This is a genomic window from Zooshikella sp. RANM57, assembly GCF_050749885.1.
Classification (GTDB): Bacteria; Pseudomonadota; Gammaproteobacteria; order Pseudomonadales; family Zooshikellaceae; genus Zooshikella.
Window position 1 is genome coordinate 275,119 of sequence record NZ_JBOIUB010000002.1, and the last position, 14,780, is coordinate 289,898.

Genomic DNA, 14,780 nt, shown 5'->3' on the forward strand with positions numbered 1-14,780 from the left:
CTAAAGATGCAGTACCCAGGCTGCGCCAGCACTGCATCCGCACTCAACCGCTACACCAGTTTGGCAACCAGCTCATCATAAAAGCTGGCATCCATAAAATTGCCAATACTAAGATGCTGAGCATGAGGAAGCTTGGCCCGCGCACGGTCTGACAGCGCTTGCTGAGTAATGACAATATCGGCATATTCCAAGTCATTAATGGCAGAGTTCGTCACCTCGATATTCAAGCCTGCCTCCTGGATTTTGCCGCGTAACACGGTCGCGCCCATCGCAGATGAACCCATACCGGCATCACATGCAACAACGATAGTGCGTACTTGAGCTGCCGTTACGGGTTCATTCTGCTGACCTTTAGCCTGTGCTTTATTAGCTTCTACTTCGGCCTTGGCGGCTGCTAAATCATCACGCTCAGACGCATCATGACGAATCAACAGGGCGGCAATCACAAAAGAGGTCGTGGCCGCTACGGCGATTGAGCAAAGTGTTAATAGCAATCCAGCCCCTTTGGTTGACATCAACGCCAGCGCAAAGACAGAGCCAGGGGAGGGAGGACCTACCAACGCATTACCCGTCATCATGTTAAAAGCAACACCCGCCATGCCACCGGCAATGACAGCGACCATAAGCCGAGGCTTCATCAAAATGTAGGGGAAGTAAATTTCGTGAATACCACCTAAAAAGTGGATAACAGTCGCGCCATAGGCTGACTTTTGAGCCATGCCTTTACCTGCAACCATGTAGGCTAAAAGAATGCCCAGACCAGGCCCAGGGTTAGTTTCAATTAGATAGAAAATGGAAGCACCGGTTTGTGCTGCTTGATCTGCACCCAGTGGTGTAAATACCCCATGGTTAATCGCATTATTAAGAAAGAGGATTTTCGCAGGCTCAACAATGATTGATACCAGTGGCAGCAAAGATTGCTCAACAATCCAGCCAACCCCATTACCAAGCGCTTCAGTAACCACAGCAACCACAGGACCAATCACGACAAAAGCAATTAACGCGACCAACATGGCAATAATGCCCAGTGAAAAGTTATTCACGAGCATTTCAAAGCCAGGTTTGATTTTGTTATGAATATGCTTGTCAAACCTTGAGATGGCCAAACCACCCAGCGGTCCAACGATCATGGCACCTAAAAACATAGGGATTTCGGTACCAACGATAACACCCATCGTAGACACAGCACCGGCAACGGCACCACGGTCACCGCCGACCATTTTACCACCCGTGTAACCAATCAATAGTGGCAGCAAATAACGAATCATCGGCCCTACGAGTGCAGCTAAACTTTCATTAGGTAACCAACCTGTAGGAATAAACAGTGCGGTGATGAGTCCCCAGGCAATAAATGCCCCAATGTTTGGCATCACCATACCACTTAAAAAACGTCCAGTCGTTTGGACGACTACTTTAAGGTTATTGCCAGACATAACCATTCCCTCCAAATTACATTGTTGTATTTAGATTGGATTCAAAAGCTTGATTTAAACTATCGAGAATGACTTGCTCATCTTTCGTCGTTAACCAAAGATCAATGATTTCTGGGCGACTAATTAACTGAGCAACGGATGAAAAAACATAAGACTGACTTTGTCTTAACTTTTTTAAATCATCCTGAGCTGGCGCGGATAGCAAAAAAATGAAGCGCACATCCTCATCGTCGCCGTCCCATGTAAAGTCCTCTCCTCTAACACGGACAAAACATAAAACAGGTTCCTTGATGTGCTGACTGACCGTGTGTGGGATAGCGGTGTGCATACCGGCAAAGGTACTCACTACCTGTTCACGGTTCATTATGTCCAAGTAAAGCAAAGACGGGTTATCCGTTTTCTTTAACAAAAACAGATGTGCACACATTTTATGTACCGCATCGGTTTTTGATTCAACATCCATATCGAGCAAGATTGTTTCTTTTGTGATTAGACTTTTTTTCATTCTTTTAACCTCTCACCACTCACCATCGAGTATACAAACTGCTCAAATCTCGTCAAAAGTGCTACTCGCTGTAAGTGTCATATAATTAAAAATAAGTATAAATCGCTATTTTTTATGATTATTAGCTCAAATTAGATCATAAATAATCATTTTTTATTATGAAACCCCATTGAAAAGATCAAGTAGTCATTTACAATCAAATTAAATCAAAAAGTTACCCTAGGTACGCATCATGACTTCACGTGCGCGACATCACAAAATACTGGACTACTTGCAAGAGCACACCATTGTCACAGTAAAGCAACTCGTGGAAATATTGCAGTGCTCACCAGCGACAGTACGTCGTGATATCACCGAACTGGATGCCGAGGGGAAACTAAAGAAAATCCGTAATGGTGCAGAAAAAATGTTGTCGCCCAGTTTTTCTATGTCACCAAGAGAGAAGGGCTTTTATCCCAATATCTCTGACTACAACAGTTATGAGGAATGTGATCGGATTGCCCATAAAGCCGTAGCCATTTGCCAAGAAAAAGACAACATTTTCATTGGTGAAGGCAAAACAACATTCTTAATGGGCAAGTATTTACTTAACTCACACATCCACGTGTATTCTAATTCTTTACCACTGATTACCTATTTAATCTCTCAAGACTATCCGCATCTTGTCGTACTTGGGGGACAGTACATTAAAAACCAAAATATGTTGGTATCCCCTGATACTCATGTGTCCTATCAAGGTCGCTATATGTTTGTCAGTGGTGATGGTTTGACAGAAGCAGGGTTAACCAAGTCAGCATTATTGGCATTCATGGAAGAAAAGAAAATGCTACGTTATGCCGACAAAGTCATTGCACTGGTTGATTCAGAAAAAATTGGTGTCTTTGGTGGAATTTCTTTATTTAGTCTGGATGAACTCGATATGGTTATTACGGGCACAGATGCTGACCCGAATATTATAGCGATGTTAGAAGAAAAAAATGTTCAGGTTTTCTTGGTATAATAGACAACATCAAAAGATGAACTATTAAGAGCAGCCTTAATGAGATTTTAAAATAAACTCATCAAAGAGCTTGTCGTATTCACCACTTCTTTTTAACATAGATAAACCTTTATCAAATAAGGTTATTAATGCTTTATTTTTAGGCTTTTTCATTGATAGTAATAAATAGGCTGGCATTTCCAATATGGGTTTAGGGTCATTTTTGATAATACCAACATATTTTGGAGAAAAATGTGTATTAAGTTCGGCATATCCAACAAAAAAATCATGAGGAAAGAGGTCAATTCTTTCTTTGTATAACATCTTGAATAGATTAATATCTGACTTAATTCTAATCACATTAAGCTTTCCTTGTGCTTCAAGTGCACTGAATTCTGGAGATATTAAAGCGCCAATTGGCGCACCAATTTTATATCCGCTCAAGTCGTCTAATGTATTCCATTTAAACTCAAAATCACTGCGATGAAAAAAAACTACTGAAATTTTAAGTAACGGTTGTTCACTGAAGAAGAACAAGGGCGCACGCTCGGCAGTTTTATACCAAAGAAATGAACCATCTACTGTACCATTTTTAACCATTTCAAGTGCTCTTGCCCAATCAACAAAATGGTAATCAACATTAATGCCTACTTTAGCAAAAGCACTAGTAATAATTTTGCAAGCAAATCCATAATCTTCTGCATTTTTATCAACATACGGAAGCCAATCATCACCTGCAAGCAAGATAGTTTGACTGTAACTTGATAGGGACAGTAATAAAGATAAAAGGAGACAACCAGTGACTACTACTTTATGAATAGTTGATCGGCAATAGCTTTTCATTATGTATTTTCTCACCAAACCAGGTGATGTTATTGGCCTGTATAATGTTATGTTCACTATAGCATAACCATTCAGTCAATAGTGATTTGACAATCCTAGACGTATCCATGCGTGACACAACAGGGTGTTCTGGTCAAACTAGCCCCGCTCGTAAAAAGCCAAAAAATGGAAGGCTACAACGTATACAGGCCCAGTAAAGACTGAGCCTGTGTCTATCTGTTTATACTACCAGTTAAAACGTTGGCCAATAATGATTTTCTTCACACGGCTTCACCGAAAAATTCTCCTGATTTTGCCATGTTTGATCATTAATAAGCGCTTTTATATTAAATGCTGACGTTTGTTGGGGAAGTGTTAGCCGCCAAACATTACCCTCTGACCAGCGAGCAGGTGCTCCTTCATCCCAACTAAGCAGCGCTGCATCCCCTCGAATAGACATAGTGTTACCCCAACCGGCATCATAATGTACATTAACTGTCGTTATACACCCCTGATAACGGTTTGCAACTATGTCTGGTGTATCAACAATACGTTGCTCTTTTTTAGACTTTAACAGCTTTATATATTCAGCATGTGACCAGGCCAGCGGCGTTGCTCCGCCAGTACCTTCGCCAAATTGGTAAGGCCCTTCAGCTTTATCCCATACTTGCTCAGGTAGCATATTGCTTTCATTAGCAAACTTTTCCATAGCCTTAATATATCGGTCAACATTTTTATGTTGAGCAATATCCAGATGAGCTCTTTCTCCTGTCAGCAGCGGCCATAGTCGACCAATGCCATCACCCGCATCGGCGACAAAATCTCTACCATCATATTTCTCGCCATAACGGTCATGATTATATCGGTAAAAACCAGGTCCATTCGGTGTTTCAACTTTTAATGATTTTTCATAGCTTTTTACGGTATTCATAATTGAAGGATCTGTGGGCGTCTTAATCCCAAAGCGTACAAGTTCAAGGAAACCTCCATCCATCACATTTCGTTCTAAATGCTGACCACCACCATTACCAATATACAGAATACTATCATCTTCTGGATTATAATCAGTGTGGCAATAGTTTGCGCCTTCAATACGCTGATAATAAAGCCCTTCACCTAGTGCGCCCTGATGCGTAAATGTCCAATCGGCAACACCATCAGCCCATAGGTCTGCTTTTAATCGGTAATAACGTGCAGCCTCTTTATCGCCTTGATTATCAGCAAAGTCAGCCGCCGTAATTAACCCCGCAATGGCTGCAGAAAGTGTTGAAGGGGAAATTCCATGATTTTCTTCCCACCGTTCTTGATGTGTCCAGGGACCCACTTTCGCCACAAAATCAGCCGCAGGTTTTACAAATGACGTATAGTAGTCTGCAGGTTTGATTAGACCCTCCTTCCATAAGCGCCACGCGAGTACAATAGGCATAGCGGTTTCGTCAAGCTGCATTCCAGGCCAGTGCGTTTGTCCGGAAAGCCAGAAATTCTGTGGAAATGAACCATCCTTACTAACCGTATTACCGCAGAGCTGCCAATTACCATCATTTGCAGTAAGCTGAACTCGTTTTAAGTAACTTAATGCTGCTTGTGCCGTATTTTGATCTCCTGCAGCAAGAAATGCAGTCGCTACTTGATATAAGTCGCGAGGCCAGACGACATGGTAGCCAATAGGGCCATCTTGATAGCCATCAGGCCTTGATCCTAGCAAAATACCCCGTTCATCATCACTATCTTTATCAAACTGGCTTTGCCCCCAAGGTATACTTAAAGAAGCGATCATTGCACCTTTATTTTCTTTATCCTCGTGAGCTTTTAGTACCATAGCTGAAGCATAATACAGTGCGCCATTATCAAACGACTGCTGACTTAGATCTTCTAGACCATTACAGTAGTTATTCCATTGTTGGTTATAGCGAGCTAATACATGGTTGAAGGCTTTATTGGCACCGTTTACTGCAATGTGTTGAGCATCGCTTTTATTATCTGCAAATCCAATGGCGACAGTAAAAGTATATTCTCCAGCTTTAGCTGGAAGATCCAATTGTCCTGTCAGTGCAACATTGCCATTTTTGGCATATTGATAGGCCCAGTCCATCTTAAAGTTGTCATTTAAATCTTGCCAACCATCACTTCGCCCCACAAAACCTGCTGAGGTCTGCTTAAACGGTACACTCGCAGTCAACGCTTGATATTGAGCAATTTGGTTACTGCCATCATCAAATTTGGCGCGTTCATCCCAAGCAAATAAAGTGTCTTTAGTGGCCTCACCATAATCATACAAGCCTGTATTACTGACCGCAGGGTTAAGCAATAAAAATAAATCTAAATTATCTTCATAGGCTTTGAATGTGACGTTTAACAGGAGAGCATTGGTTTGCGGGTCAGTAATTATTTTTTTATGAATTTCGTACTTTTTTTCTTTATCGATATTAACTTGCTCAAAAGCCAGGGACTTCTTATCTAAAGTGTGTATGCTATGCTCAGTATGTTTTTTTTCTTCATCAAAAAAGCTTTTACCATCACTGACCATAAACTGTAAGTCAGTAATTTGTGCCATATCGATTTGTGGCCAATACACTTCTGACACAACACCATCAACCAGACTAAACCAAACTTTAGACACTTTATTATTGGCTGTACCTATTCCTGTCTTACTGGCTGAAGTCCAGTGATGATCAACACCAGGGGCTCCTGGTGCTGCTCCCGTATTACTCCAAACCAAACCGGACGTTACACTGGCAATAAACAATGTGAGTGCCTTTTTTTTAAGACTCACCATAGTTAATCTCCTCTTAAACTGCTATCACTGTCTTGATATAGAATTAATTTTTTACAGAATAAATTGTTATCGTAATTATTTTTTAAATGCTAAACAGCTGATTATTATTTTTATGTTCTCTCAATCGTTATTATTTATTAATAATGCGTTTACTCTCACTGCGTTAATGCTGGACAACAGCATAAAAAATCATAATCACTTGAAACTAACGACTCAATGAGTGTGAAAAGGGAAGGGGGCAACGTTCTAGGGTGGCATATTTTGGTGACACATTTTCAGTCAACTCCATCATGATAACTTCTTTTATTATTTTGAATAGACGCCATTTAAGTGGATTATATATCCTCTATTTGTCTGGATGTTGATGCAAGTCACTTATGCCATAATTGAAAACAGCCCATAGTGTATCATTTTTAACCAACCTTAATACAAAATCACTTGGGTCACTAATGGCTGTAACCTGAGCAGTAGAAGTTAGGCTTAACACCTCACACATTAGAAAGATATAGTTAACTTACCTAAAAAACTAATTTAAGTGATATACGGAAACTATCTGATAAAATAACTATTATCATGCAGCAATAAGTGAATCAACTAATGACATCTAATCAAGACTGGCAAGACATACTATGGGGAGGGCATACAGGCTGGAGTATAACAGAAACCTTAAACTGGTTACTTACGACAGGAAGAACCCTCACGGACCCAGCTGTTTTTTTGAAGGAACTAGGAGACAAACTCACAAAAGCACATGCCAAGGTCGCTCGAATTCGTATTACTCTCAATACTATTGACCCGGAAATAAGAGCAAGTGTCTATACCTGGTGGCGAGACCGGGATGAAATTGATGTATTTACACCCCCTCATGGTATAGAGAATACACCCTCTTATAAAGGTAGTCCTATCGAGGAGGCCCGTAGCAACTGTCGTATCGTGCACCATAGACTAACAGATGGCTTACCTGAAGATGCTCATATCGTTTTACAAGAGCTTTATAGTCAAGGAATCACCGATTATGTGGTGTTTCCTATCCAGTTTACGGATAATACTGTCAGCACCTTTATTATTGCCAGTGATGACCCCAAAGGCTTATCAAAAAGTGATTTAAATAAATGGGAAGCCCTTCTTTTGTATTTATTGCCTGTACTTGAGGTATTTTCAGCGCGCAATACGATTCGGTCTTTATTAAATACCTATGTAGGTCCTAGTACTGGGCAAAAAATCCTCAAAGGTATTATAAAACGTGGCGACTCAGAGTTAATTGAATGTGCGCTTTGGTATAGCGACTTGCGTAACTTTACTGTTTTAACGGAGTCACTTTCAACAGAAACCATGCTGCAGCTCTTAAATGCTTATTTTGAAGTTGTCACCAATGCTGTAACACAGCGTGGTGGGGAAGTATTACGTTTTATTGGTGATGCGATGCTCATCGTTTTTACAGCAGACGAACTAGGCTCCATTAAACAAGCGTGCCAGGCAGCACTACAAGCCGCCATTGATGCCTATACTCAATTACAAATACTGAATAAAGAATTATCCGCTGAAAATATGCCTCAACTTTCATTTGGCATTGGTTTAAATGAAGGAAAAGTGATATACGGCAATGTAGGTTCATTATCACGCTTGGATTTTACGGTGATGGGGCCGGCGGTTAACCGTACTGCGCGACTTGAAGCATTAACGAAAAAGCTCAGTGTAGATTTATTATTGACGGAAGAATTTGCACACTATATTTCTGAACCTACTCACTATTTAGGAAGTTTTACTGTACGCGGCGTACCAGAGCCTCTACAAGTACATACACTTCAACAATGTACTCAAAATAAATAATCTACTTATTCGGTTAATCCACGAAGAAAAAAGCGCCGTAAGGCGCTTTTTTTATGGACATAGGAACGTTGTTAGTTATTAATTACATTAAACGTCGGTTCAAATAGGGCAACTTCGGTGAAGTTATGATTTTGATAATTACTAGCTAAATCATAAACACTCATTTCAGCAACGCCCCAAATACCTGGTACAGAACCTGCGGGTAGGTGGATTTTCTTGGTATACATTTTCTGCTCGTTAGGATTACCCTTAAAGAATAAACGACCATCATTATTAGGTTGGTGAATAAAATTGTGAATCACACCTTGTGGGTCTCGCAGCTTAATTCTGGCATGTTTAAATCCAGAAATATTATCACTCACTTTATAACTAATCGTGACAATGGTTTCACCATTAGGGTTATTCGGCGATACAGGCTCAGCACTCACACTAATTTGATTTAAATCTAGCACCGGTGCTTGGGTATCTGGATTAGTTGAGTTAATCGTAACCATAGGCGAAGCTTCTTTCTCAAAGAAGTCAAACTTGCCTTCATTAAGTGCTTTATCCTTCATTCTAATTTGATGGATACTGTAAGAGCCAGAAGCCATATAGTTTGGCATGAGATAAACCAGTTTACAGGTATTGGTATTTACATCGAAGTCACCGTATTTATAAAGAGAGTACAACTTCGCTGATTCATGCACCATTGAGCCATAACAAGGGTAGTTGTCAGCCATACCGACTTTTTCAACCACTTGCCACTCAGCGAGTACTTTACTGACGGGTTCTGCATAAGACTCGGTATCTTGAGAAACACTCAGCTTCAGACTATTGGGCACATAGGCAGGAGGTGTCGTATCTGAATTATCATTACCAATATACAGCTTCCAGCCAAAGTCATCGATTCCACTGAATCGCTCATTACCATTCACATCATTCAATGCAATTTGATCAGGGCGCCAGTAACCACTGGGAGCATTTTTATCGATAGTAAAACTACCCGTTAATACCGTACCCACATTGATGCTTGCACCTGTTTGATCAACAGGCGTTAACCAGAAGTCTTTATAAGTGCCTATTGGGCTAAATACACGAACTGAAGTACGTGTTGCACCTTCTAGCTGGTTATCTTTTGCATGCAGCTTAATGGTGACATTAACCTTCTTATCGCCATTATTTTCAGTGACAACCCCAATTTCAACATTTTTAATTTTTCCTGGGTAAATGTAGTCGGGATACAGATTGAGTACTTCAAATGTTTTATCTTGATCAATAATTGATACGTACTGGCTACCTTTCATAATTCGCTTTTGGATAAAGTCGAATTTACTGGGTGATCGAGAACGTAGTTTATCAGGGTTGATAATGTAGTAAGAAATTGACTCCGCCATATCTTCGTTGGGGTTTTTCGCATGAGCATAGGCTGAAACAAACTCAGTTTGTTTCGAGGTACTCCAACCATCATTATCATTAGGATTTAAATACCAGCCACCCACTGCCGCCCAGTCATCACGGGTTTGTTCATTGAGCATTTTTCCATAAATAAAGTGCGCTTTTTCATGAACAATCAAACGATGAATATAATCATCAGATTGTTGTCGAAACGCACTTTCCATAAACTCAATATAACCATTTTTACCCGCATCTTGGCTGGTTCGCCACGCTACAGCTGGTGCGGTAGGATAGAGTGGGTGCTCTAAACCATTTTTACGTCTGACTAAATGGGTTAAACCTTCTATCTTATGCATACCCGTTGGCATGTCTTCAAAAATATTAATGAGTTTAACTTTTTCTTTGGGTAAAAATGCCTGAAAATAATTTTCTGTTTCGTTAGTGGTACCCGCGGTTAACTGGCTAATATCCGCTTTGAAACTAACACCATAACGCTCATTCACTATTTTTTCTACACGGTCACTATCATTACCATAGTCAGTGACAAAGTTGACAAGTGCATGGTGTAGACGTTTAGAAAAAAACCGTCCTTTAACGCCATCAATTTCAGCCAATCGAGGTGCTGCATTAGTAAATGCTTTCTCATTGATGCGTACTTTACGAGCATTGCCTTTCGTTGTGATTTCAATATCATCCACAAGCTCTTCGGATGTGATCTCCCAAATCGATTGGCTTAAATTTTGTTCACCATAAGAATTTCGTTCCTGCTGTGGAATCATTCTCATAGTACTTAGTAAACGGGTAGCATGCTCCAGAGACCACATTTTATTATTTGTATCAACTAATACGATATTGTAATCATGCAGTAGGGCATCCGATGCTGAGTTATCAACAACCTCTATTGTTTGATTTAAAAACTTAACGGTACGCTTTTTATTAATATGCGTTTGATATTCTGATTTATCGTACTCTTCAGTATCTTCCCACTGGAAATGGTATGAATATTGATCTGTAGTGGCTTTCTCAAAATTAAGTGTCACGTCATCAGAAGTGACTTTTCGCTGATGGTTTTGTAGAACATACCCAGACGCGTAAGCTTCAATGGTAGCGTTGCCGGAATATTGCTCAAAACAAAAACGACCGTTACCTTGTATTGACCGGGTTTGCAGTTCAGATTCAGATGATAACGTTACTTTAACGGTCGTATCTGAGTCGATCCCCATAACAGAACCAGAAACTTGGCACTTATTTGCTGAACTGTTTGGGGAATTTGAACCACTTGAGTTAGAAGCTTGCTCATCCAAATCAAAGTTTAACTGAACCACTGATTTATTTGAGTATATTTTCCCATCCGTTACACGATAGTAAAACTCATCATAATTCACGCTTGAAGTAGGAGTGTAAACAAATGTGCCTGTTTTTTGGTCCATTTTGATTTGACCAAATTTAGGCTGCACAACAACTTCATAGGTTAAAGCATCTCTATCTTGATCTTGTGCCCAAACCCAGCTGTTATGGCTACCTGATTGAGTGATTGTTTCACTGTGGCCTTGAGTAATGGGGGCCTGGTTTGCAGCCCAAACGGCAGTAGCGACTTGACTTAAACCAAATACCAAAGTAATTGGCAGTATTTTTTTAGCCATAGCCTGATAACCTTTTCCTTATAGTGTGTCATTGGTATATGCACAGCGTACGTAGTACTTTTTTACTAAGTAGAAAATTAAATTTGTTGCTTAATTGATGCAGCTCTACTGTAACTTTGTTGTATATGTACATATACGCTTATTGAAGTGTTAGGAATATTCCTACCGCGAAAAATTTATTGCTTTGCAAAGAGCATATACTCTCAGCGAAGGATTTTTAGGTGCGATTAAAATACCTTGTGTGTAAAAACAAATCATTCAAACAAAAATAGAGAACACATTATTTAATCGCGGGGCAATAATATCAGGTTGGTTAGTTTTAAGTTCAACTGAGTTTATTTTTTTGTGATGCAGTGCGCATACTTAACTTGTTGTCAATATACCATCAAGGAATAGGGTGGCTGTATTTTAAACAGTTTAACCTCCTAGCCAACAGGTCTACCATAATCCTACTATCGTCCTATGTTCCTTTATGTAAAATCCAATATTCAACATCATAAACTATCCTTCTCATGCCTATTATTCACCTATCTTATTGGTAATAAAATATTAATAAAATAATAAATTATATATAAAAATCAGAAAATAATATGGCAGGTGTAATAATTTTTATCAGTCTGTATTCCTGCGTTGATGCTCTCAAAAAATCCTCTTAACCTCTTTTTAATACATAATTATCTATCTAAACTCCTAATAGGCTCTATATGAGTGACTCAGATACTCCATCAATAACAATAAAAAAAATAATGCTCGGTATTTCATGTTTCTTCATAGCAAGCTTAAGCTATGCAGAAACATGGATATACTTTGCGAATAACACCGACTACAGTGTCTATGTAAATACAGAAAACACCATTGGTCACCTAAGCTATAATTATTGGGAAAATAACCCAGGAAAAATCCCTGCAAGAAATGGTGATGATAAAAGGATTGAACAAAACCCTATTGCAAAACTCAATCGTAATGAGGGACTTGGGTATAGTAATTTATTTGAGTTTGTATCAACATTAGATATCATGTCACAAAAGGTAACGCTAACTACTCAAATTACCAGCGCTCCTTGCAATGAATTTTTTGGTCTATGTACAGGCCAGGGAAGTTCGATAAAAACAAAAATACAAGGCCCAAATTATAGCGGATCAAAAAAATTCACAGACAATTACGAACCTAAGACATTTACGTTTACCTTGGATAACGGACAAACTATCCAAGCACAATATCGTCAATACAATTCAGGTACAGGGGATGATCAAATATACCTGATACTGAACCAAGACCACCCTGATAATTATACTGTTTCTACAGATGTAGATAGAGAGAACGTTATTGATGTTATTAGTTACAATACATGGATGCCAAGAGGAATGGCCAATAAGGCGAGCTATCGTAAAAATGAAATTCCTTTTCACTTAAAACCATTCGATATTATTGTCTTAGAAGAAACCTTCAATGACGAATACCGTAATGATATGCGAGAAGCTTTACAGAAAACCCACCCTTACTGGACTGGCCCACTTAATTTACCCAAAAACCAAACATTTCAAGATGACGGAGGAGTGGTTATTTTAAGCAAATGGCCCATTGCAACGGATTCAAAGGATAACGAAATCAAGAACGCTATAATCTACACGCAATGCCCATGTGACTTTAATCAAGAGCATAAAGGTGCCTGGTACGTCAAGATTTTAAAGCATGGCACACCTTATCATGTTTTTGGTACACACCCAGTATGGAAACAAGCGCAAACAGCTAATACCGAAACGATGGCACAAATTTCTGAACTTGGGAAATTCATAGCCAAACGACATATTCCTGCCAATGAAGCTGTCATCATCGCAGGAGATATGAATGTTTTTCAGCATAAGGCTATTTATACCCAGATGTTGGCATCACTTAATGCTGAAAATCCATCTTACCTATCAGATGCCGTATTAATAAACAGTCACGATGAAACAAGAAACAGCGATGCGACTGGTGGCACAGGCACCCTTGATTATGTACTTTATTCCAAGGCTCATAAACAACCAGTATCAAGCTATGTAAAAGTTATCCCCTTTATGAGTCCGCAAACCAATGATAACAATGGTAAAGGAGGGTACCTTTTAAGCCAGTACCTATCTGATCATTTTGCTAAACATGGTCACTTTGAATTTGACTCTAATCGTAATAACCCTAACTATCTAGAAATCCAATCATTCGATAATTATAACTATACCTTCAGCTATAACGGAGGAGGAGCATATACCAGATTAGCAGTCTATCGTGAGAGTGAGACACCAGATCAAAATTCTGCTTATGCTTGGGGATATACCACAGACTATCGTGGACAATTAAGCCTAACCATCGCTGAAAACGGCCGTTATAAAGCTTATCTACTTGATAATGACCATAATAAAATTGCAGGCCCGATTTACTTCAACAAAAACGAGTGATCAAGATAATCCATTACATGAAAGTCACTATACATCTAAAGTTCTAGTCTGCTGTGCTTAAAATAGGTTAACTCACTTTATCGGGCACCATCGATAGATGGTGTCTACTTAACCATTTTGCTTCTATCGAAGTTAGTGCCGAATCATAAACCTTCTCTTGCTGTTTTCCGTGTCCCCTCGGCAGGCGTGCGTGACTTGAAAAATTTTCTATTGGCACACACTTACCGAGAGGACACAGTATATTGAACACGCTTGACCGAAAAGAGTTGCTTAGCAAGCCTAATCCCTTTTATAAATTTCCGTTGCCATCGCGTCACTGCTTGTTGGATACTATTTTCCGTTCCAACCACATCAATAAAACGCTTTTCTTTACGGCTTACATATGCAAGCAATTCATCTTTATTGATATTTAAACGCTCAAGAATAAGTGGTTGTTGTTCATTGATGGTACCACGTTTATCATCACGGATAGCACGTCCTAATCAATCCACTAATTGCAAATAGTCTTTTAATTTAAAGGGAATTGTCGTTTTCTTTCCTTGTCATTCATTACCTGAAAAACACAATAAAGGTACAACAGGTAGGGTTTGTTTTGGCAATTTTGTTTTTCGTACAAAAACCTGGTTTCGTGGTTTTCTTTTCTGCAAGCTTTCCTGTTACCGCTTAGCCCACGCTACCATCCGAGCATGGATTGATGTGAAATCTGATGCTTCTGGTGTTTCTGCAATGCTAGCTCGGACAGGATTTAAATCTACATAACTCATGCAGGTCAATAATGCGGCTTCAATCTAATAGAGCCTGACTTTTAAAGCGTCCTTCCCAAAAACGTCCTTTACAACCATCTTCATCACTGGCCCAACGAGCACTCTTTTCCTTTGCTCTACTTGTTGTCTGTAGTATTGATGAGTTGAGTGTTCGTGTTCCTTGTACCAGCAATAATAACTCAGATTCGAAGCCTGAAGTTGACTGTCAAACACTCAGTAGAA

The 14,780-nt window shown here is 39.6% G+C and carries 9 protein-coding genes and 1 pseudogene; 3 read left to right on the top strand and 7 right to left on the bottom strand.

Translation table 11 applies throughout. The annotated features are described in order from the left end of the window. Nucleotides 1–50: 50 nt before the first annotated feature. Both ACQ96U_RS05935 and ACQ96U_RS05940 read right to left on the bottom strand, forming a co-directional pair. On the bottom strand, nucleotides 51–1,433 hold the full coding sequence (locus ACQ96U_RS05935; protein WP_431720327.1) for a PTS mannitol transporter subunit IICB: 1,383 nt from the start codon (nucleotides 1,431–1,433) through the stop codon (nucleotides 51–53). Between the two features lie 16 nt (nucleotides 1,434–1,449). Further along, nucleotides 1,450–1,938, bottom strand: a complete 489-nt coding sequence (locus ACQ96U_RS05940) for a PTS sugar transporter subunit IIA (protein WP_431720328.1) — start codon at nucleotides 1,936–1,938, stop codon at nucleotides 1,450–1,452. Nucleotides 1,939–2,170: 232 nt separating this feature from the next. Here ACQ96U_RS05940 and ulaR point away from each other — a divergent pair, with 232 nt between their 5' ends. Then, nucleotides 2,171–2,938, top strand: a complete 768-nt coding sequence (ulaR, locus tag ACQ96U_RS05945) for an HTH-type transcriptional regulator UlaR (protein ID WP_431720329.1) — start codon at nucleotides 2,171–2,173, stop codon at nucleotides 2,936–2,938. A gap of 36 nt (nucleotides 2,939–2,974) precedes the next feature. Here ulaR and ACQ96U_RS05950 read toward each other — a convergent pair whose 3' ends face one another. Further along, nucleotides 2,975–3,661: a substrate-binding periplasmic protein gene (locus ACQ96U_RS05950; RefSeq protein WP_431720330.1), complete on the bottom strand. Its 687-nt coding sequence runs from the start codon at nucleotides 3,659–3,661 to the stop codon at nucleotides 2,975–2,977. Nucleotides 3,662–3,992: 331 nt separating this feature from the next. After that, on the bottom strand, nucleotides 3,993–6,515 hold the full coding sequence (locus tag ACQ96U_RS05955) for a glycoside hydrolase family 15 protein (protein WP_431720331.1): 2,523 nt from the start codon (nucleotides 6,513–6,515) through the stop codon (nucleotides 3,993–3,995). Between the two features lie 597 nt (nucleotides 6,516–7,112). On the opposite strand from ACQ96U_RS05955, the gene ACQ96U_RS05960 reads away from it, so the two are divergent. Next, on the top strand, nucleotides 7,113–8,345 hold the full coding sequence (locus ACQ96U_RS05960) for an adenylate/guanylate cyclase domain-containing protein (protein ID WP_431720332.1): 1,233 nt from the start codon (nucleotides 7,113–7,115) through the stop codon (nucleotides 8,343–8,345). A 71-nt stretch (nucleotides 8,346–8,416) separates the two neighbouring features. Here ACQ96U_RS05960 and ACQ96U_RS05965 read toward each other — a convergent pair whose 3' ends face one another. Next, entirely contained in the window at nucleotides 8,417–11,362 is a 2,946-nt protein-coding gene (locus ACQ96U_RS05965) for an Ig-like domain-containing protein (RefSeq protein ID WP_431720333.1), read from the bottom strand. 704 nt (nucleotides 11,363–12,066) lie between these two features. Between ACQ96U_RS05965 and ACQ96U_RS05970 the strand changes: the two genes are divergently transcribed. After that, nucleotides 12,067–13,794, top strand: a complete 1,728-nt coding sequence (locus tag ACQ96U_RS05970; protein WP_431720334.1) for a sphingomyelin phosphodiesterase — start codon at nucleotides 12,067–12,069, stop codon at nucleotides 13,792–13,794. Nucleotides 13,795–14,015: 221 nt separating this feature from the next. Here ACQ96U_RS05970 and ACQ96U_RS05975 read toward each other — a convergent pair whose 3' ends face one another. Together ACQ96U_RS05975 and ACQ96U_RS05980 are read right to left on the bottom strand one after the other, a co-directional pair. Further along, a complete protein-coding gene (locus ACQ96U_RS05975; RefSeq protein ID WP_431720335.1) occupies nucleotides 14,016–14,186 on the bottom strand; it encodes a hypothetical protein in 171 nt (56 codons plus the stop codon). 285 nt (nucleotides 14,187–14,471) lie between these two features. Then, nucleotides 14,472–14,667: pseudogene (locus ACQ96U_RS05980) on the bottom strand (alpha-amylase family glycosyl hydrolase); the annotation flags it as partial. Nucleotides 14,668–14,780: the final 113 nt, after the last annotated feature.